We start from the raw sequence: 20,344 nt of genomic DNA, 5'->3' as shown, positions 1-20,344 counted from the left end.
TTTTTACTGATTTGAAAAAGGAATGATTAATCAAATTTGAATTTAATAATTGCAATCCGTCGATCGAATAATGCCAGAATCAGCAGCAAAAAATGGTACGCTGTATTGATGACTGAATTGAACATTCTTACACAGGCAATTCTGATAAGGTCATAACTGTATCATGTTAATGCAACAGCAGTTAACGCTAGCTTTTCTTCATTACTTCTTCTAAAAAATCTATGATTTATAAACAACTAAAAACAATATTTTAAAAAATAGTTTTTAGAATAAAACTAAAAATTCTTAGTAAATTAGAGGAATGAAACACCATAAATTACCCTACCTCTTTTTTTGTTTTGTATTACTTAACATTCCTGGTGTTTTTAACAACTCGCTTCACGCTCAGAACACTCCCGACAGCACGTCAATTTATTATCATGCCATTCTTCAAATTAACGATATTAACTTAACAGGCAAAGCTTTTGAGTTTTTTAATAAAAAGGCTGAACAATCATTAATGCAGGGCGATACTATTAAGGCTGCCTATCATTTTGAATTAATCGCCTTAGGGCAGTTTAAAATGGGGTTTACCCATGAAAGCGAATTAACCGCTGTGAAGGCCATGGGTTTGTTAGATGCTATTAAAGACCGCACTAAAACAGCAGAACCAAGAAAACGATTAACCAATCATCTTGGCATGGTTTACAGAAAAATTGAAGATTATGATAATGCCATTTGGTATTACAACCTAGCCCTTGAATTGAAAGATAATTTAGTTGATAAAATTGCGATCCTTACTAATATGGCCAATACCCATGCGGATTCAGATAACTATCAAGAAGCTGCTGCCGTTTTAATACCCCATTATGACAGTGTTTTAGCAATGAAAGAAACAGAGACCAAAGCCGTATACCTGGATAATTTGGGATACTTTCAGTCTAAAACAGGACATTCAAGTGCGCTCAATAACATGGAATTAGCCTTACAAATCAGATTATCATTAGAAGATATGGTGGCTCTTTTTTCAAGTTACAGGCATCTGTTCTTATTCTATTTAGATCAAAATGACAAAGCCAAAGCCATTACGTATTTTAATAAAATGAAGGCGCTGTCTGATCAGATTAACTCACCCATATTTGAATTGGAAACAATGGAATTAAAGATGAAATTAGAGGGTAATTCTGATTTCATGAGTTATGTTGCTTTAAAGAACGAGACCGAACGTAAAAAGCAACTTCAGGAGAATAATTATGCGGCCATTAAATACGATTTTCAAAAGAAAGAAAAAGAAGCCCAAAAACTGGAATTACAAATAAAAGACAGTCAGATAGAAGCCGAGCAGGAAAAGTTAAATAAAACTATTTATCAAAGTATAACCATCTTAGGGCTATTTCTAACGGTTTTTTTGTATGTCATTGTTAGAACTAAACACAGAAAAGACAAATTGCAACAGGTTTATAATACCGAGACACGTATTTCTAAAAAGGTACATGATGAGGTTGCCAATGATCTTTACCGTGTGATGACAAAAATACAAAAGACTGAAACGATCAAAGAGGCTATTTTAGATGATCTGGAGGAAGTATATAATAAAACCAGAGATATCTCTAAAGAGAGCAGTATTATTGATATACATGGCACTTATGAAGCACATTTGAGAGATTTGTTACAAAGTTATAAGAGTGATGCCGTCAATATTATTACCAAAGATTTGTCCAAAGTCAACTGGGAGGGTTTGGACCATGATAAAAAAATCACTTTGCACAGGGTGCTTCAGGAACTTATGACCAATATGCGTAAGCATAGCAAAGCAACGCTGGTAGTCTTAACATTCTCACAGAAAGGAAAAAAAATAATTATTGATTATAAAGACAATGGCATTGGGACTAACCTGATTAAAAATAGTGGTTTACACAATACGGAAAACCGTATGGAATCCATAAACGGAACAATTACCTTTGAAACAAAAGTTAATAATGGTTTTAAAGCCAGAGTATCACTTTAATTATGTTTAAAAAAGTTTTAGTTGCAGAAGATATGCAGGACATTACCAAGGGGGTGTATATATCGCTTTGTGAGCTGGGTATTGAAGAAATTAATCAGGTACAATATTGTGACGATGCCTATCTAAAAATTAAAAAAGGCATGGCAGATCAAGTGCCTTTTGAATTGTTAATTACTGACCTCTCTTTTAAATCGGACCATAGGGAACAAAAATTTTCTTCAGGAGAAGCTTTAATAAAAGCCTTAAAGCAGGAATATCCCGCCTTAAAAATAATTGTGTATTCTATTGAAGACCGCCTTCAAAAAGTGCGGAATTTAATAAATAATCATCATGTTGATGGCTATGTCTGTAAAAGCCGGAGAGGCCTAATAGAATTAACAAAAGCGGTAGGAAGTGTGCATCAGGACAAACTTTATCTGTCTCCTGAAGTATCGCAGGCATTGAACTCTAATAATCATATGGAAATAGATGATTATGATATTCAATTACTGGAGCATTTGTCCAACGGATTATCTCAGGAGGACATAAGTGATCTTTTTAAACAGAACGGCATTAAGCCTAGTAGTCTCAGTTCTATTGAAAAAAGATTAAATAAACTTCGCATAGATTTTAAATCTAATAATGCTATTCATTTGATAGCCACTGCAAAAGATCTAGGGCTTATTTAAAATATTAGCTATTTACGGAAAACAGTAAAAAAAATCAAAATAATCAGCTTACACTTGTAGTGCTATTAATTGATTCATAAGTTTTAGGGAAATTTATGATCGAACGCTGCATCCAATAGATGCAGCGTTTTTTTTTACAAGATATTATCTTGACCAGATGAAGCTGCTTTTCATTGATACTCATGCCAACAAGTGGCAACTCTTAAATCAATCATATTTTAAAGACACCTTTACTTTTTCTACAATAGTCTTTTTCTTTTAATCCACTTCATAGACCCAGCTGTCTTTAAACAGTGTCTTATCTAAGGTATTATTCATATAGTTATGCGCTTCTTCACTCGTTTTAAAGTAAGCCACACTGATGTAGTCTAAGTTTTTTTCTGATACTCTGATCACCTGCACTTTAATGCCATTATCCGTTAAAAGACGCACCATCCTATCTAAATTATTTTTATATTCAAAGGCATAAACGATCACATGATAGCCTTTTTTCACGCCATCTGGCCTGGTGTTTGAAGATTTTGCATTTAAAGCGGCTCCCGCATTTTTCTTGATCATATCTGCTTCATAGGCGTCTTTAGCCAACTCTGTAGAGGTCACGGTAACCGGTTTTTTGACATCTAAAGAGAAATCAGGCAGTTCTGCAGGGATGGTATCCTTAACTGTAACTTTAATACTCTCTGCTGGCTTCGCAGGTGGCTCTAAGGTTTCTCCAATTTCGATTTTCTTAGATTGTGCTTTTCTTCCAAAGCCATAGCTCACACCCATATTAAATTGATAATGATTGTCCACTTGTGCCAGACCATCTCTGTTTATTTTTCCAATAGCCTGTAGACTGATACCCACTTTTTCTGAAACCCAGTATCTAAACCCTCCTGTTCCATTAATAGACGCTGCGGCCTTGCCTTGTAAGGTCTGGATGCCTGCACCTAAACCAACATATAGGTCTATATTTTTATTGTTGAAAATAAGATCATCTACAAACAAATTGGCAAAGACGTCCGTACTAAAATAGGGCTCTACAGCAGATATATTATCCAGTTTTAATTGATTAGTAGATAAACTTAATGCTATAGACCAGTTTTTATGAATTCTTTGCTCGGCAGTTAAAAAGAAAGGCGTATTAAAATCCAATTGATTACCATCAAAAGGCGCAAGTTTATTATTACTATTATCTATCATGTTGATCCCAAAGGTCAGACTAAAATATTTATTGTCTACCTCTGTTGCATTGTCTGTGTTTTGGGCCATGCCAGATAGCGTAACTAGTAGTAATAATGAGGGTACTACCTTATAAAATTGCATAATGTTCTTCATTTTATACTTTTTGTGGTTTTCAATGGATTGGTTACTGTGTTCGATAAATAGCTGATAAAAAGGGACGTATATAAACTAAAGCCTTTTTTTGTCAGTATTTACTTCATGTGTCAAATATATTTTATTTATTTTTTAAAATGCGTTTCCACCAAGGTTTTTTTAGATCTTCCTTGCCATAGCCATAGCCATAGCCATAGCCATAGCCATAGCCTCCTTTTTGAATATTAACATCATTAAGCACCACTGCCATATGGGGCAGGCGTTTTTCTGAAAACATTTTTTCAGGTATTTCCAGTAATCTTTTATCTAATACTTCGGCACGAATGATGTATAGACATAGATCGGCAAAATGACTGAGCAATAAGGTGTCTGTTACCATTTTGATAGGCGCCGTATCCACGATCACAAAGTCGTAGTGGGCTTTTCCATAGGCCATGATCTCATCAAAACGTCCATTCATTAATAATTCTGAAGGATTTGGCGGTACCACACCTGATGCTAAAACGTCAAAATTCCCCTCTGGATAGGAGGTAATCACTTGGTTAATCTCAATCGTGTCATCCGCTAAATAATGGGTGAGTCCCTTATTAATTTTAATGCCCATATATTCATTAAATTTTGGTTTTCTAACATCTGCCCCGATCAGTAGCACTTTTTTAGAAGATAAGGCCAATACTCTGGCCAGATTTAAGGAGATGAATGTTTTACCCTCTGCACCCAGAGTTGATGTTATAAACAGGGTTTGAGACCCGTTCTTAGCACCCGAAAGCATAAAATAAATGTTGGTACGAAGCATGCGGAAGGCTTCTGCAATATTATCTACGTCATTGTCATTGACCACTATTTTATTCTCTGATCTTGAATGCGGTATCTCACCAATAATAGGGGATTTCACCACCGCTTCAATATCTTTGCTGGTATGTACCTTATTATCAAATAAAAACCGGATATAGAGGATCATAAATGGTAGGAGTCCTCCCAGCATCAGGGCCACTAAATATACAATGGATCTTTTCGGACTTACTGGAATATTACTGCTGTCGGCTCTGTCAATCACTTTCGCATTCGGTACCGTGATGGCCAGGGCAATAGAATTCTCCTCACGCTTTTGCAATAAGTAAAGATATAAGGTTTCTATAATTTGTTGCTGACGCTGAATATCGCGGTACTCGCGTTCCTGTCTGGGCACTGAGGTGATCTTGGAGCTCATTTTCTGCTCTTCCTTCAGGGCATCTCTTAAAGAGATCTGCAGGGAGGACTTCAAATTCACCAGACCCGCAGAAATACTGCGTCGCAGTTGGCTTAACTGGTCATCCAGGTTTTTGATTAAAGGATGTTCTGATTTTGAGCCTTTTAAAATGCGGCTGCGTTCCAGCAGCAGTTCATTATAACGTTGCGTGTTGGCATTGACTGCCCCGTCATTGAAACCTAAATTGGCAGGAATGAGTTCATTGGTATTGTTGGCCACATACTCCATCACATAGTTGGCGAGTTTGATCTGGGTATTTAAATTTAAAATGGTCTTTTCCAGTTCCGAATTGGTTTCCAGGGCTATCGTGGCATCAGAAGTAATGTCGGTTAATTTATTGCTAGTTTTAAACTGTTGAATCCCTTTATCTGCATTAAACAGATCTTCTTCAATTACCCGCATCCGTTCATTAATAAAGGTATTGGTGTTTTTACCTATCACACTTTTATCTTCAACGGCATCTTCATTATACTGCCTTACCAGTTCATTGAGCAGATCTTCCCCTTTTTGTTTGATGGCGGTATTGGTACTCAACTCGATCAAGCCAGTATTTTTATACTTTAAGTCCACCTTTATGGCGTTACTTAATTGTTTGGCAACGGCTTTTACGGGTTGAATTTTTACAATGGTTATATCACCACTTTTAATGGCTTCAGTGCCGGTTGAAATTACAGAGATCATTCCAAAATCCGTTGGAATTAGTTCCTCAAAGCTATGCTGGCCAACCTGTGCACCATTAGCATTTTTTAATACAAACTGAGTGGCAGACAGGGCATGAATGCTAAAAAGTGTATCCACATTTTTAAAGAGGGAGTCATTTGTCACAAAAGGAATATTAACACGAACTGTATTTTCATAAACCTCTTGTTCACGCACCCTGCCTTTTTTAAAATAGCTGATATTGATCCCTAAGGTCCGTACCGCACGTTCCATCAAGCTGCGCGACTTCAGCAGACCGATCTCTGTTTCTACCTTCTTCTTTGGGCTGCCAAAAAGTCCCAGATCTTCAAAGGATGACAACTCTGAAGACATGCCGTTAGATTCATCTTCAATTAAAATGGTGGTGGCCACGGTATACTGCTGGGGCGTGTATCTGAGATACACGTAAGCCGCTACCAAAGCTACCAAAATGCCCAAAAGAAACCACTTCCAGTGGTATACATATTTTTCAAATAATTCGCGATAATTCACGGGTTTGTCCTCATCAATCAATACATAATTTAAGGGGTTTTCATTTTGCATAATGAGCTATTTTTAAAGGGAAAATAAGGTGATCAAGGAAATTAATATGCCAAGTGAGGATAGCAGCACACTGGTTCCTGTGCCCACTGCTGCCGAATTGACCTTGGTTTTGTTGGGCTCCACATAAAGGACATCATTCTGTGCCAGATAATAATAGGGGGAATTAAACAGGGCTTTATTGGTTAGATCAATGGTCACAAAGTCGCGTGCGCCATTTTTCTCTCTGATCAGCAGCACCGTGTTTCTTTTGGCCTGAATGGTTAAATCGCCGGCCAGACCCAGGGCTTCTACCAGGGTAATACGTTCGTTAGGTATGGCAAAAGTGCCAGGTGATTTTACTTCACCCATTACCGTGATTTTAAAATTGGTGAGCCTCACATTCACTATGGGAGCCACCAGATAAGTGGTCAGAGCCTGTGTGATTTGGTCCCCAATTTGTTGCGTGGTCAACCCCGCTACCTTTAGTTTTCCCAGTACCGGAAAATTGATGTTGCCTTCACCATCCACCAAATAAGGTAAGAGCCTGGGATTACCTAATGTTGAAGGCGTTTCATACAGATTAAAAATTTCTGCTGATAATGGGTCGCTGGCAGAAACCTGTATGGTTATTAGATCACCAAGTTGTATCTGGGGCTGAAAGTTGGCCAGGGTGTCCTGAACTTTGATGGCCTCCGATTCCTGAAAATAGACAATCTTTTTACTGGACATACAGCCTGTTAAGAATAGGGCGGAGGCGAGGATCAACAGGTAATTACTTTTCTTAATACTCATGATTTTTAAACTATAATGGTGCTCGTGTTTCAATTGATATGAATTTTTATGTTTTTGATTTTTTGATTTTTTAAGGTGATTTTTTTCTTAAGAATGTAAAATATAAAAACGCCTGCAATAAACAGTCCTAATAATAAGGCCACCATAATAAAGCTATTCCAAATGGACGACAGTCGGATAATCACAATGACGATGATGTAATTTAAAAGACCTAATAACATGGTGGCTTGAAAATGAGAGATCCCGGCATCGATCAATATATGATGCATATGATTCCGATCCGGGTAAAAGGGGCTTTTTTTATTAAGCAAACGCACATTTATCACCCGTAACATATCAAATAGCGGGATCCATAAAATGGCGGCAATCACAATCAATTTATTTTCGGGTTGAAATGAAAAGTGATTAAAAATGGCATCATCCATGGCCAGAAATTTTAAGGTACAAAGCCCTATACAAAAGCCAATAATGAGAGACCCCGTATCGCCCATAAATATTTTTTTTGTTGAAGAGAAATTATAATTCAGGTAGGCCAGTAAGATACCTATAAGACTTAGGCACAACAAAAAATAAAAGTGTAAATCGGTGGCAAAAAATATCAGACCATAGATACTAAAAATAATGATCGCCACAATAGCCGCCAGCCCGTCAATACCATCAATTAAATTATAGGCATTGATAATGGTGAGCATCATGAGTATAATGGCTATGTAAGTGAGCACTACAGGTACTTCGTGCAGGCCTAAAAAACCATGGAAGGTAGGTATCTGCATAGTGCTGGAAAACAGCATCAAAAGAATGGCGCATGTTTCCATGAGTATTTTAGCTCTTGGGGTAGCCAGGACCAGATCGTCTTTTAAGCCAATGATAAACAAGAGTGTGATAGCTGCAATGATATTTAAACTTATTTGGTCTGAATCAAAGTGTTTGATAAAAAACAAGGTCATGATCAGGGTAATAAAAAAAGAAATGCCTGCCATGGTAGGAATGGCGGTACTATGAGAGCTTCTTTCATCCGGATTATCATGTAATTGCCGCATGTGTATCACCCAGCTTATTTTTGGTATGATAAAATACACCAGTAAAAATGAATTGATGACTGCCAGTATACTGGCCAGCGTTAAGTTTGACATCATTTCGTTTAGCATTTTTTTCTCATTTATTAGGTTTTTATACCAATGACATTTTCAAATAAACTGTTTTATTTTTGAGGTATTCTTCCTTAAAACTGACAGTAAACCGCCTACTTTATTAGAAGTTACCGCACGATAATCTTCTTTTGATTTTTGTATTATATTTTTAACAGAGCGATTGCTCATCCCCCCAACGCGCATTTTGGTTATTACTTGTGGTAAATATAAAAATTTAAGAGTATGCTCTTTGAGTATGCGTAACATAAAATCATAATCTGCTGCTATTTTATACGATGTATCAAAATTACCATATTTTTCATAAACTCCACGTTTTAAAAACAGGGTAGGGTGCGCAGGCATCCAGCCTTGTTTTAATAATTTAGGATGAAAGGACCGGCTTTTCCAGTAACGGATGACCTGATTTGTATTTGAATGCGCTACATACTGCAAATCACCATACACACCATCCAGAGCTTTATTTTGAAAGGCTTGGGCAATTTCAGATAAAATAGTGTTTGATGCCAGCACATCATCAGAATGTACAAAGCCAATAACAGCGCCCGTTGCCTGAGCAATCCCTTTATTTAAAGCATCGTAAATACCTAAATCGGGTTCTGATGTGATTTTAAAGGCAACATGTGGATAGTTTAATTGGTATTGCTTTACAATCTCTAAGGTGTCATCACTGGAATTACCATCTACAATCACATATTCAATAGCCTGATAGCTTTGTTGCACTAAGGATGCCATGCAACTGGCAATAGTGGCTTGACTGTTATACGTAGCTGTGATGATGGATAGTTTCATGTTCAATTAATCTTGGTTATATCATACCCATATTCGTTTTTAAAATATGTGATTAAGGATGCGCGATTTCTCCCTACTTTTTTATACGCTTCATAAATTTTTGCATCAACCAAAAACCGGTACCAGCCACATTGCAATACGTTCCAGATAAAACCTCTTTTTCCTTCTAAAAAACCACCTTGAAAAACATATCTTACTATAAAAAACAAAAAAGGCCTTATAAAAAGAGGCAATTTCAAATAACGTTTTTTAAACCATCGGCGACGTTCTTCGCCATTACCAAAAAGGTTTGCTTTTACACCTGCCGAATTGGTAAAATTGTAAATTGAATTTAAAATATCAATGGCTTCCCGGGTGGCATAGCCATTATGTTTCTGTGTCCACCAGGTTAAATTATTTAAATTATGGTCTATAAGATCACCTTGCAGTTTTATGGTTTCACCCCGTTTAATTTTCATGCGTTCATCCATCCAACGCTGTTCACAGAATGCATCACCATGCCGCCAAATCTTCAAATGCCAGATAGGGTACATTCCCGCTTTTTTTAATGGCTTGTCAAAAAAATACATGAGGCGCTTTACAAATACTCCATTTATATTTTTCTGTAAAAGTGGTAACTTATGTTGAAGCTCTTGTTGCAAATGAACATTTATATATTCATCAGCATCTAAGCGCAATACCCAATCTGTATCAATATTAGTATTTTTTAAGCCCCAGTTAAATTGGGTTGCATAATTAATCCATTTATTTTGATAAAAGCGAGCCTCATATTTTAAAGCTATGGCTTCTGTGCCATCGGTTGAAAAGGAATCAACGACTACAATATCTTTACAGACATCTTTTAAAGAATCTAAACAACGTTCTAAATGAATTTCTTCATTATAGGTTAAAATAATAGCAGTAAGGGAGGGCTTCCTATTCATTAATTATTCTTTTTTTTATAAATTTTGCTGGGTTACCACCAACAATGGTCCAGGGTTCCACATCTTTAAAAACTGCTGCTCGCGCACCAATTACAGCACCTTGACCAACATTGACACCCATACCTATAAAGACATCGGCTCCAATCCATGATTGATCTGCAATAATTATAGGAGCAGTAACCAACGGGTTATGAGATTTTGTAATATCATGTGAAGCCGTACACAAATAGGTTTTTTGAGATACGGTCGTATTTGCTCCTATAGATACTTTATCCACGTTGTAACAATCAACTTCAGGAGCTAAACAACTATAAGCATGCATTTCTAAATGCCAGGGTGCATAAATACGAACAGAAGAATAGACATGTGCCGATTTATGGACTTTTGCCCCAAAGCACCTCAATAAAAACAACTTCCAAGATCGTCCAACACTTCTTGGCAAAGGTCTTGCCAATAAAAACCATATAATTGTCCAGAAAAAACGTGCGAGTTGGTTTTTTTTACTCAATGCATTTTTATATTTTGATAAATCTATCTTGTTATGATTCATTCAACTTTAATTTTTGAATTAATAACCATTGAATGCCATAAATAAGGAAACCTACCACAACCTTTAAATGCAAGGATTTCAAAATTATATTCCTTTAGAAGTTTAGATAAGGTATTAAAAGACCAAAATTTTATGTGACCACCATCCCATAACACTGTTAAATGCCTATCCCAAGCATCAAAAACTGATAAAGCCAAATTTTTTAAAAAACCATGATAAGGAGTTGAAATAATTAAATTACCTCCAGATGATTTTTCAAGAATTGATTTGCAAAATGCAATGTATTTTCGGGGGTCGTATAAATGCTCAATTACTTCAGTTGAAATAATGGTTTTAAATTGAATATGTTGAAGTTGTATTGGTAACTCATCCTTTGCCAAGTCTTGAACAAAAAAATGTTGAGGATTTTTCTTATTTGCAATTTCTATTCCGGAAATCGATGCGTCGGTGCCAAAAACATTATATCCTTTACTAATTAAATAATTTGCAAATGCTCCATTACCACAACCAACATCTAAAATTGGAGATCCGTCGGTTGGTAACATTTTAATTATAGGGGTCATAAATACTCCATGGGCATTTGTAAAATCATCATCATTCCAGTTGTAATCTTTATATTCTGACATATTATTTAAATTAAATTAACAAATTCAGGTTTCTCGCCTTTTTTTAATAGCCATTGGTATAATTGTATCATCTGGCTTGCTACAAATTCCATATTATATTTTTCTTCAATTAATTTTCTACCGTTCTTACCCATTGTTTCCATTTCAATTTTTGGTGTTTGCATCGCATTTAATAAGGCATTTATTAAAGGTTCAACACCGAAATCGATCCACCAACCAGCATGGCAAGTATTAAGTTCTTCCCAAGGTGTTCCTTTAGATGCAATGACAGGAATTTCTCTAATTAATGCTTCCGACACTACCATACCAAAATTTTCAGATTTGCTTGGTAATACTAAATAGTTCAAGTTTTGCAATGCAATTTCTTTTTCATCGCCCGATAAAAAGCCAGTAAAACGGATGTTTTTAATTTCTAATTTATTGGCTAATTGGATTAAACTCTTTTTATAAACAGGGTCTCCATCGCCAATTAATACCAATTCCCATCCTGGGTGATTTTTTCCTGATTTAGCCCAAGCTTCCAATAGCACCTCAAGATTTTTAATAGTGGCAAACCTGCCTACGAAACCTACCTGCTTTTTTTTTGCTGTTAAATGTGTAAATTTCATTGGTGTTTTAACATCTATGGCATTGGGTATGATTGCTATCGGATTATTAAATCCAAATGCCCTAATAAATTCCATTTCCTGTTTGCAGGTGGCATGAATTACTGCTGCCCTTTGTAAATCTTTACGCTGGTAGAGTGGCAATGCAATTTTTTTTAACCACGATGATGTTTTAATGGCTTCTGGATATAACATTCCGTGAGGTGAAATAAGATAGGGAATGTTGTTTTTACGTCCAAAAACCGCTGATGCATGAGTTGTAAATTGCCATAGTCCGTTGGCATGGATGATATCCAAATCTTTGAATTGCTGCAGTTCTTTTTTGAAATTCAGTGAATAGCCATATCTGTTTTCAAACGGGCTTTTTACTCCTAGAATGTAATCTTCAGTTAAAATAAGGGAATCAATATTTTCCGGTTTAAAGGTTAAAACATTTACATTTTCGCCTTGCTGCCTTAACCCAGCTATCAGGTTATATAAACAGGCAGTTGGGCCGCCGGAGCTGATTCCCATCCCGGAAATGGTGTGTAATATTTTCATTTTAAATTAAGCCTTATTTAATATGCTCATTAGTTGTGCAGCGCCTAATTCAGGAGTAATACTTTCCGCAAGTTTTAGGCTGTTTTGGGAAAAACGAATTAATTGTTTCGTATCCAGCATAATAAAACTTTCCAATGCATTTTTAATACTTGTAACATTGGGTTTCACCTGATAACCATTAAAACCATTGATTACAAAATGGGGCGTTGCACCACATACATCAGTAGCTATTATAGGCAAACCTGCTGCTGCAGCTTCATGAATAACCAAAGCCCATGGCTCAAAAACTGATGGTAGTATAAAACAACCGGACTGCTGAATCTCTTTTATCAATTGTGTTTGCGGCATGAAATTCTTTACAATAACACTCTCTTCGTTTTGATAGTGCGTTTTTAAAGGACCATCGCCAACTAATGTTAGAGTCCAGCCTTTTTTGTCGGATATTTGTTGCCAAGCATCCATTAATAAATGAAGTCCTTTGACCGGAACAAACCGACCAATAAAAAGGAAGTTTTTAGGATAATCTGATGTTTTTTGTTCGAATGAAACATTTTGAAAAAGTTTTATATCACAACTTAATGAGTTGTATATGATTTGATTTTTTTCAAATCTCAGTTTCCGGGCATATTCGTATTGATAAATTCCAGCTACCCAAATATGCGAAAATGCCTTTTTCAAATGCCACGGGCTTATCAGGCAATTAAGTTTTTGTTTCCAGTTGTTTCTCCATTGGGTGTCAGAATATGAAACTACAGGAATATTAAGTGTTTTATTGATTTTTTTCGCAACTCCAACAAAATCTTTTATAAACCATCCTGCAACTACAATCAGTTTTGGATTAATTTCAAGAATTTTTCTATAAAGTTGTATAACATTATAATTACTTGGTTCATAGGTAATGAGCCCTTTTGAATTATTTGGTATGAATGAAAAATTTTTACTTATGCTGAATGAATGTATTTCTACATTATATTGTTTAATTATTGCATTTATTAATGCAATTTGATGTGGCATATAGCTTGCAACTAAAAAAACAATTTTCATTATATTGTAGTAATATTTGAATTGATTTTAATATCCTTCTCTTCTTCATCTAAAACTCTGTAAACATTTGTTTTCTTGAGCTTTGCTGGTGTTCCGGCAATCAGCGAATATTCCTGAATATCATATTTCTGGTTACATAGACTGCCGCCGGCAATAATACAGAAATCGGGGGTTTCTGTTCCCTTCATGATGTTGGACCGGTTACCAATCCAATTATTGTTTCCTATTTTAACAGATGCATTTAAACCTGCAAATTCCCCGGTTATTTTATTTCTGATATAATGAAATGTAGTATCAATAATTTGACATTCCCATGCAATTCTGCAGTCATTTCCAATTTCAATTTTTTCGTAACAAATTATTTTGGTTTGATTGCTGATCCTGACATTATTACCAATTTCAAATGTAGCTCCATTTTCAACACGTATAGTTACGCCAATTCCAAAATGAGCGCCGCCATTAAAAATCAAGGTTCCACGTATTTTAAGTAAAGTATTAAAATCTTTAGCAACTGCAGTGTCTTCTCCAAAATAGCCAAAACGAATCATACTAAATTTAACCGGCCCATTTATTTTAATTTTTCCGCTTAAATCGAACAAATGAACTTTTCGAGTTAAAATAATTGGAAGACGAATAGCTTGATTAAGTGGTAGCATATAGAAATTTAGGAATAAGGTTTTTAATATTCCTATCCTTAAAAACCGCCTTAATTCATTTATTTTAATCCACATAGAAATTTAGATATGCAATATTCTAACTAATTTTAAAAAAACACGATTAAACCAAGTTACTCTAGGAATATAACCTATATTCTTTCTCTCATTTTTTCCCAATTGGCCGTTATTATCACCAAGTGAGTCACCGTATTTTAAAAATTCGGATGTGTATAAATTTTTAAACCCAAATTTTGCTTCTTTTATAGTAGCCATGCGGTAAAAAAGATCCATATCACCAGCAATTTTAAAATTTTTAAAATCCAAACCTCCTGAGTTTTCATATAATTTTTTTCGATAAATAACACTGGGTTGGCTAAATGGGAAAAATCCTTTTTTTAGAAAACACTTTAAATATTTTGTGCTTCGTACCTGCACTTTTCTATTTTCTTTAACGTAATTAAAAATTCCATTAGAACTGGCGAAGTCCAGATTATTTCGTTCTGTCCACAAACAAAATTTTTCGTATTCCCGTGGATATATAATATCGTCGCAATTAATCCAGCAAATGTATTCACCTATTGCCTGTTTAAAACCCATGTCAATTGCTCCATACATGCCAGATTTTTCTGTTTGATGTAATAACTGTAGTGAGGGATATTCCTGAATAATTTCTAACGTTCCGTCAGTAGAACCGCCATCAACAATGATATGCTCAAAGGGAAATGAAAGCTGCCTGACACACTCGATATTTTTACGAATAAATTGAGCACCATTGAATACGGGAGTAATTATGCTAATCATTTATTTTTTTTATTCTTTCTAGAATTATGCTCTCTTTGCGCAATAACATAATAAAAAATACTATAGCCATGGCTAACATAGGTTTTTGGGAAAATGGGCTAAATAATATATTCCAGCCTAAAGAAAAAATACCTAGTAGTACATATGCTAAATATTTTGGGTAAGAGAATAACCTTTTTCTAATAAATTTCAGAAGGATACCAAATAAAATATAAAACCAAAATACTGCACCCATAACCCCATTAAATACCCATGCAGACCATAAATGAGAGTGTGATGGTATTTGAATATCATCCCCACGAGTAAAATTCCAATTTATACTAAAATCATCTTGACCTGTTAAAACTGCAGCCGAATAACCATATTTATTTTTATCTTTAGCGTAGGACCCATGTCCCAATATTGGGGCATCTTTTATTGCCAAAACTGCAGAAACGAATTCTCCTCGACCTGAAAGTAATCCGATTTTAGAAATAGCTTGCATTTTGTATTTTTGAAGTTCATCATCTCCCATATACCCTTTAGTCACACCATACTCATAAATATTTTTCCCTGCGAAAACCAGAACTGATGCAAATAAAATAAACTTTGGAATTTTTCTACCTAATCGTTCTTGCCATAAAAAACCATTCCAGGGTAATTCTTTGGTAATCTTTAAAATATAGAACAATGTGAGCGAAGCAATAAAAAAAATAAGAAAGGTACTTCTTGAGCCTTCTAGCAAGGTAATGAAGGAAAATACAAATAATACCAAGGTTACCAAGTACGGATATTTCTTAAAATAACTTATTGCAAAAGCCCCTGAAATAAAACTACTTATTATCCATATTATAATTTTATTATAATACCCTAAAGAGGATATAGATTCCATTCCCTTCCGAGCTATTTGTTCCTGGTAAAATGCATCCAAACCAAATCCTGCACTTACTGTAAACGATATTGCATAACCCCAAAGAAAAGGTTCCATTAATCTAAAATTGTTTTTTAATAACCAATAAGCAAATACCAAACATGCAAAAAAAGGAATAATTCCGAAAACCCCCTTCAAAGAATCAATCTGTTCTGTATCATTATAAAAATCTGAAATAATTGCCGAAAACATCCAAAGCAGCAATAAAATAATAACATTACGAAAATGTTTATCAGCAAACATCCTCTTTTTCCCAAAAATAAAAGGCAAAAACAGAATAGCTATTGCGTCACTGATAGCAAAAATACCAACAATGCGAATTGTAATGGTTGCTCCAAGTCCAAAAATAAAAGCCAGGATTTGTTTGTTAGTAAATTTCATTTATTTAAATAATAATTCAAATTATTTAATCCATATTCCTTTAGCCTTATTGCGCACAATAAGATTAACTTGCTTCATCGTGTAAATTGAAATAATAAAATAAAAAAACGAGGCTGATAAAATTACTCCTATAATACCCCATTTATTTCCTAAAAATATTGCCAATGGAATATGAAAAATAGTCGCTATAGAATAGGATAGTAGCTGTATTTTAATCTTTCCAATTCCATTCAAAATCTGTGTATAAAGAGCTACAACAATTAATAATATTATATAAAAACCAACTACAATTGTTACATGTAAAGGTATTATTATTGTATCACCTATCCAGAGCTGATATATGTATTTGGAAAACAAAACCAAAATAATAACTCCAAACACTGCTAAATAGGAAATATTTTTTAAATTTTTTAATGTTGTCTTCATCCATAAATAATCCTTCTTAGTGTATGCCTCAGTAAATGCCGACCAAAATGGACCTAAAATAATTGAGAAGCCCATAAGAGCAATACTTAAATACTTATAGGCAATATTAAAAATAGTTACATCTTCAGGTGAACCAGTTTGCGTTATTATTAAATTGTTGGTTTGATAAATAATAATAACGGCAATTTGAATAAAGAAAAAATTGAAACCAAGTTTCATAATATCTTTTGCATGAGAAAATTTTACATATTTTAATGAAGGAGCAAAATATTTATAACTTTTGGAATAAAATATGAGTGATGAAACCATTAACATTATAATTGGGGCAGAACCTAAACCTAAGCCTAAATAAATAAGGGAGCCTTTTGTTGTTTTTGTTAAAATAAAGATTGTTACTAAAGCAATTAACTGCCCCAACATGTCAAAAAATGCTGCTTTTGCAGGTTTTTGGTCGGCAATTATTATCGTATTAATTGTTTTTAAAACAATTTGTAAACAGAAAAAACTAAAAACTATTAAAGCAAGAGTCGATAACTCTTGTGCTAATTCAGTTGGTGCGTTTAATATAATACTCCAGTCCACAAAAAAGTTAACCATAAAAAACAATAACCAAACGCTTAAAAAAATTAAAGCTAAAACTGCGTAGGTTGTACTAACATAAATCCTCGCCTTTTCAAAATCACCTTTTGCTTTTGCTTCTGCAAACCGATTTCGTAGACCATGTCCAAAACCAATGTCAAAAAAACTAAACCAAGCAACAATGGAGCTTAATGTTAACCAAATACCATATTGGGATGGATTTACATAGTTTATGGTAAGCGGTACCAGTGCCAGGTTAATAACAATACTTATTCCTTTTATAAAAAATGAAGCAGCAATATTTTTTTTAGCCTCCAGCGTGCGTTGGTGTCCTTTATTAAAGAAATTAAATACTATTTCTTGATATTGCTTTACCAGTTCTTTAATGCTTTTCATTAAAGTATCTATTTTTTTTTATAACATCTTTAAAGTTCTGCAAAAACCAATTATAAGTCAATTTAAATCCTTTTAGTAAGTTAATCTCTTCTTTCCTAGCTAAAAACATATTGTTTAGATATCAAATAATTTAAATTTTGATTCATCATGTTTTGCATTAGCCCAAGCAATATAAATCTTATTAATAACTGCTATGAGCTAATCAAGTTTTAGTTGATAACAGCTCTTGGTTTTATAGCGGTTAGGCTTCTATATTTTAAACTTGTTATAAGCAAATATTAAAATGTGTGTTTTAATATTTCAATTTTTTCTGCACCTTTTAAGCGCTCATTTACAAATTGAATGTCCCTAATATATATTGTATTTTGAGTTCCAAAACCTTCCATTTTTATAATTTCCCTATTAAATGGTTCATATAAATATGGGATAAAACCATTTGCCAATAATGTTTTATGTATTTCTAGTTCGTCATAGCCATATCTCTTGCCTGAGCCATTCAACTCTATAATTATTGCTTTTAGACTATGATTATTTAAAGTTTTTAAAGCTCCTTTAATAACTTCCGTTTCGAATCCTTCAACGTCAATTTTCATTAAAGAAGGTGTTATATTGTTACTTAAAAGTTCATCCAATGTTTCAACATTAACTTCAATAATATCCTTATCAGAAGCGGTAGCAACATGATTAGTTGTGTCAAGAGATTTTGTAAATGCTACATTTTCCTTCTTAGAGCCCAAGGCAATGTTTTTGGCAATCACATTATTCTGTGCATTATTTATTGAGATATTATTCAAGAGTTTTGAAAACGTGGAAGGAACAGGTTCAATGGAAATTGTTTTAGAACCTACATGTACTGCTCCTAAAATTGTATAGCTTCCAATATTTGCTCCAATATCTACGAATAAATCATCTGGTCTTAAAAAATGTAAAACAAATGCCATGTCATTAAATTCATGTAGGCCGCAATATAAATTTCCCGTTGCTCCAGTCATTCCCTTTTCTATTATCAGTTTGCTTTTTGTTGTGTACTGATAAAGGATGGGATATGGATTTAATCGGGTATTAATCTGCCATTTAAAAAAACGAATGATAGTACCTAACTTATTATTCCCATTTAATGGATGATTGGCAATAAATTTAAGCGTACTATATAAGCTCATTTGTGTTTGTTATTTTTCGTTAATATTATTTGTTTTTTTTCAAAAACCACTCATACGTACTCTCAATCCCTTGCTGTAAATCAATGGTATGTTTCCAACCCAAGTTATTTAGCTTAGACACCTCCAACAATTTACGCGGGGTACCATCTGGTTTTGTGCTATCCCAATGGATTGTGCCTTGATGCCCCACCACTTTTTGTATGGTTTCTGCCAATTGTTTGATGGTCACATCAGTACCTGTCCCTACATTGTATAAGTGTTCAGGTAATCTGTTTTCTATGGCAAATACCACGGCTTTTGCGAGGTCATCCACATGTAAAAACTCCCGCATGGGTGTGCCGGTTCCCCATAGTTTTAGTGTGACGCAGTGATTCGGTGATTCGGTGATGCCGTATTTTTTAAGAATTGCTATTATTTCTTCTTCATTCGCCTTTCCATTAATACCTTCGATAGGTCTTTTGTTTAAATCTGCACGAATGTCTGCAAAATTATTATCTTCTAAACACTTCGCTAAATGAAATTTTCTGATCATAGCGGGCAATACGTGCGATGATTTTAAATCAAAATTATCATTGGGTCCGTATAAGTTAGTAGGCATGAGACTTACAAAGTCTTTTTTATATTGGTTCCGTATGGCTTCACATAACTTAACACCGGTAATTTTAGCAATAGCGTAGCCTTCGTTGGTAGGTTCCAGTGGGCCGGTTAATAGGTATTCCTCTTTTAAAGGCTGTGGGGCGAGCTTTGGGTAAATACAGGAGCTTCCTAAAAACACAAATTTTTCAACACCCAACTCATGAGCCGCTTGTATGAGATTGTTTTGTATCTGCAAATTTTCCATTAAAAAACCATACTGGTCCTTACTGTTAGCCATTATACCGCCTACTTTGGCTGCCGCATCCACAATAGCTAACGGTTTCTCCCTTTTAATAAAATCATGAACGGCTTTCTGGTCTCTTAGATCCAGCTCCTTACTGGTTCTCCCAATCAAATTGGTGTAGCCTTTCGCCTCATGTGCTCGCCAGACTGCCGAGCCTACCATGCCATGGTGGCCGGCGATGTATATTTTATCGTTTTTTTGCATTTTGTTAACTTTTCCGTTAGGTATCAGAAGTTTGCCACGTTCGCCTTTGGCTTCCTCGCAAAGTCTTGTTTTAAATGGTGCCTGAATTCCTTGTTACTATCATGTTTCGGAGCTACGAATTTGCGAGCGTAGCGAAGCAATCTCATGAGGCTTCCTAAAAAATCACTCAAAATAGCGAAGCAATCTCATGAAGCTTTTACAATGTTTCAAAAAGATCTTTCCAATCAGGGTTTAACGATTCAATTAAAAGTATCTTTTTAGCTCTGGAACCTGCTTTTATTTGTTTTTCTCTTTCTCTTGCTGTTATGATACTGTCAAACGTCTCGAAATAAACTAACTTATCTAAATTATAACGCGCTGAAAATGAGTTTTTATACTTTCTTGTTTTATGGCTTTTGATACGATGTTTTAATTCACTTGTTACTCCGGCGTATAACACGCCGTCCCGTTTATTGGTTATTAAATAAATCCATGCTGTCATTTTAATTG

General features: G+C 34.7%; 19 protein-coding genes. 2 read left to right on the top strand and 17 right to left on the bottom strand.

The window, feature by feature from the left end:
• The first annotated feature begins 301 nt into the window (after window positions 1-301).
• Complete coding sequence (locus tag V8G56_RS12425; RefSeq protein WP_395438775.1) at window positions 302-1,987, top strand: tetratricopeptide repeat-containing sensor histidine kinase; 1,686 nt, start codon at window positions 302-304, stop codon at window positions 1,985-1,987.
• A gap of 2 nt (window positions 1,988-1,989) precedes the next feature.
• On the top strand, window positions 1,990-2,655 hold the full coding sequence (locus tag V8G56_RS12420; protein ID WP_395438774.1) for a response regulator: 666 nt from the start codon (window positions 1,990-1,992) through the stop codon (window positions 2,653-2,655).
• A 258-nt stretch (window positions 2,656-2,913) separates the two neighbouring features.
• Here V8G56_RS12420 and V8G56_RS12415 read toward each other — a convergent pair whose 3' ends face one another.
• The 17 genes from V8G56_RS12415 to V8G56_RS12335 all read right to left on the bottom strand — a co-directional run bounded on the left by V8G56_RS12415 (window position 2,914) and on the right by V8G56_RS12335 (window position 20,336).
• Complete coding sequence (locus V8G56_RS12415) at window positions 2,914-3,972, bottom strand: hypothetical protein (RefSeq protein ID WP_395438773.1); 1,059 nt, start codon at window positions 3,970-3,972, stop codon at window positions 2,914-2,916.
• Between the two features lie 121 nt (window positions 3,973-4,093).
• Window positions 4,094-6,463 (bottom strand): GumC family protein, encoded by a 2,370-nt coding sequence (locus V8G56_RS12410; protein WP_395438772.1) that lies wholly within the window; start codon window positions 6,461-6,463, stop codon window positions 4,094-4,096.
• Between the two features lie 12 nt (window positions 6,464-6,475).
• A complete protein-coding gene (locus tag V8G56_RS12405; protein WP_395438771.1) occupies window positions 6,476-7,234 on the bottom strand; it encodes a polysaccharide biosynthesis/export family protein in 759 nt (252 codons plus the stop codon).
• Between the two features lie 29 nt (window positions 7,235-7,263).
• On the bottom strand, window positions 7,264-8,370 hold the full coding sequence (locus V8G56_RS12400) for an MraY family glycosyltransferase (protein ID WP_395438770.1): 1,107 nt from the start codon (window positions 8,368-8,370) through the stop codon (window positions 7,264-7,266).
• 51 nt (window positions 8,371-8,421) lie between these two features.
• On the bottom strand, window positions 8,422-9,174 hold the full coding sequence (locus V8G56_RS12395) for a glycosyltransferase family 2 protein (protein ID WP_395438769.1): 753 nt from the start codon (window positions 9,172-9,174) through the stop codon (window positions 8,422-8,424).
• Window positions 9,175-9,176: 2 nt separating this feature from the next.
• Entirely contained in the window at window positions 9,177-10,097 is a 921-nt protein-coding gene (locus V8G56_RS12390; protein ID WP_395438768.1) for a glycosyltransferase family 2 protein, read from the bottom strand.
• The gene (locus tag V8G56_RS12385) at window positions 10,090-10,647 is read right to left on the bottom strand and encodes an LbetaH domain-containing protein (RefSeq protein WP_395438767.1); all 558 of its coding nucleotides are present in this window, start codon (window positions 10,645-10,647) and stop codon (window positions 10,090-10,092) included. Before V8G56_RS12385 ends, V8G56_RS12390 begins: the two co-directional genes overlap by 8 nt.
• A complete protein-coding gene (locus V8G56_RS12380; protein ID WP_395438766.1) occupies window positions 10,644-11,273 on the bottom strand; it encodes a class I SAM-dependent methyltransferase in 630 nt (209 codons plus the stop codon). The genes V8G56_RS12385 and V8G56_RS12380 overlap by 4 nt, the downstream gene beginning before the upstream one ends.
• Window positions 11,274-11,278: 5 nt before the next feature.
• Window positions 11,279-12,418, bottom strand: coding sequence for a glycosyltransferase (locus tag V8G56_RS12375; RefSeq protein ID WP_395438765.1), 1,140 nt, complete (start codon window positions 12,416-12,418; stop codon window positions 11,279-11,281).
• A 6-nt stretch (window positions 12,419-12,424) separates the two neighbouring features.
• The gene (locus V8G56_RS12370) at window positions 12,425-13,462 is read right to left on the bottom strand and encodes a glycosyltransferase family 4 protein (protein WP_395438764.1); all 1,038 of its coding nucleotides are present in this window, start codon (window positions 13,460-13,462) and stop codon (window positions 12,425-12,427) included.
• Window positions 13,462-14,118, bottom strand: coding sequence for an acyltransferase (locus V8G56_RS12365; protein WP_395438763.1), 657 nt, complete (start codon window positions 14,116-14,118; stop codon window positions 13,462-13,464). Before V8G56_RS12365 ends, V8G56_RS12370 begins: the two co-directional genes overlap by 1 nt.
• Before the next feature lie 81 nt (window positions 14,119-14,199).
• Window positions 14,200-14,919, bottom strand: coding sequence for a glycosyltransferase (locus V8G56_RS12360; RefSeq protein ID WP_395438762.1), 720 nt, complete (start codon window positions 14,917-14,919; stop codon window positions 14,200-14,202).
• Window positions 14,912-16,210: a hypothetical protein gene (locus V8G56_RS12355; RefSeq protein ID WP_395438761.1), complete on the bottom strand. Its 1,299-nt coding sequence runs from the start codon at window positions 16,208-16,210 to the stop codon at window positions 14,912-14,914. Before V8G56_RS12355 ends, V8G56_RS12360 begins: the two co-directional genes overlap by 8 nt.
• Before the next feature lie 21 nt (window positions 16,211-16,231).
• Entirely contained in the window at window positions 16,232-17,611 is a 1,380-nt protein-coding gene (locus V8G56_RS12350; RefSeq protein WP_395438760.1) for a lipopolysaccharide biosynthesis protein, read from the bottom strand.
• 278 nt (window positions 17,612-17,889) lie between these two features.
• Window positions 17,890-18,771 carry an FkbM family methyltransferase gene (locus V8G56_RS12345; RefSeq protein ID WP_395438759.1) on the bottom strand — a complete coding sequence of 294 codons (882 nt, stop codon included), beginning with the start codon at window positions 18,769-18,771 and terminating at the stop codon, window positions 17,890-17,892.
• A 25-nt stretch (window positions 18,772-18,796) separates the two neighbouring features.
• A complete protein-coding gene (locus V8G56_RS12340; RefSeq protein WP_395438758.1) occupies window positions 18,797-19,855 on the bottom strand; it encodes a GDP-L-fucose synthase family protein in 1,059 nt (352 codons plus the stop codon).
• 196 nt (window positions 19,856-20,051) lie between these two features.
• Complete coding sequence (locus V8G56_RS12335) at window positions 20,052-20,336, bottom strand: GIY-YIG nuclease family protein (protein WP_395438757.1); 285 nt, start codon at window positions 20,334-20,336, stop codon at window positions 20,052-20,054.
• Window positions 20,337-20,344: the final 8 nt, after the last annotated feature.

Source organism: Gaetbulibacter aquiaggeris (assembly GCF_044003965.1).
Classification (GTDB): domain Bacteria; phylum Bacteroidota; class Bacteroidia; order Flavobacteriales; family Flavobacteriaceae; genus Yeosuana; species Yeosuana aquiaggeris.
Note: the sequence above shows the minus strand (reverse complement) of the source record. Positions and strands in the feature narration are given on the sequence as shown.

Coding starts and splice junctions, on each gene's coding strand:
- V8G56_RS12425 (WP_395438775.1), top strand. CDS start 302: ATGAAACACCATAAATTACCCTACCTCTTTTTTTGTTTTGTATTACTT.
- V8G56_RS12420 (WP_395438774.1), top strand. CDS start 1,990: ATGTTTAAAAAAGTTTTAGTTGCAGAAGATATGCAGGACATTACCAAG.
- V8G56_RS12415 (WP_395438773.1), bottom strand. CDS start 3,972: ATGAAGAACATTATGCAATTTTATAAGGTAGTACCCTCATTATTACTA.
- V8G56_RS12410 (WP_395438772.1), bottom strand. CDS start 6,463: ATGCAAAATGAAAACCCCTTAAATTATGTATTGATTGATGAGGACAAA.
- V8G56_RS12405 (WP_395438771.1), bottom strand. CDS start 7,234: ATGAGTATTAAGAAAAGTAATTACCTGTTGATCCTCGCCTCCGCCCTA.
- V8G56_RS12400 (WP_395438770.1), bottom strand. CDS start 8,370: ATGATGTCAAACTTAACGCTGGCCAGTATACTGGCAGTCATCAATTCA.
- V8G56_RS12395 (WP_395438769.1), bottom strand. CDS start 9,174: ATGAAACTATCCATCATCACAGCTACGTATAACAGTCAAGCCACTATT.
- V8G56_RS12390 (WP_395438768.1), bottom strand. CDS start 10,097: ATGAATAGGAAGCCCTCCCTTACTGCTATTATTTTAACCTATAATGAA.
- V8G56_RS12385 (WP_395438767.1), bottom strand. CDS start 10,647: ATGAATCATAACAAGATAGATTTATCAAAATATAAAAATGCATTGAGT.
- V8G56_RS12380 (WP_395438766.1), bottom strand. CDS start 11,273: ATGTCAGAATATAAAGATTACAACTGGAATGATGATGATTTTACAAAT.
- V8G56_RS12375 (WP_395438765.1), bottom strand. CDS start 12,418: ATGAAAATATTACACACCATTTCCGGGATGGGAATCAGCTCCGGCGGC.
- V8G56_RS12370 (WP_395438764.1), bottom strand. CDS start 13,462: ATGAAAATTGTTTTTTTAGTTGCAAGCTATATGCCACATCAAATTGCA.
- V8G56_RS12365 (WP_395438763.1), bottom strand. CDS start 14,118: ATGCTACCACTTAATCAAGCTATTCGTCTTCCAATTATTTTAACTCGA.
- V8G56_RS12360 (WP_395438762.1), bottom strand. CDS start 14,919: ATGATTAGCATAATTACTCCCGTATTCAATGGTGCTCAATTTATTCGT.
- V8G56_RS12355 (WP_395438761.1), bottom strand. CDS start 16,210: ATGAAATTTACTAACAAACAAATCCTGGCTTTTATTTTTGGACTTGGA.
- V8G56_RS12350 (WP_395438760.1), bottom strand. CDS start 17,611: ATGAAAAGCATTAAAGAACTGGTAAAGCAATATCAAGAAATAGTATTT.
- V8G56_RS12345 (WP_395438759.1), bottom strand. CDS start 18,771: ATGAGCTTATATAGTACGCTTAAATTTATTGCCAATCATCCATTAAAT.
- V8G56_RS12340 (WP_395438758.1), bottom strand. CDS start 19,855: ATGCAAAAAAACGATAAAATATACATCGCCGGCCACCATGGCATGGTA.
- V8G56_RS12335 (WP_395438757.1), bottom strand. CDS start 20,336: ATGACAGCATGGATTTATTTAATAACCAATAAACGGGACGGCGTGTTA.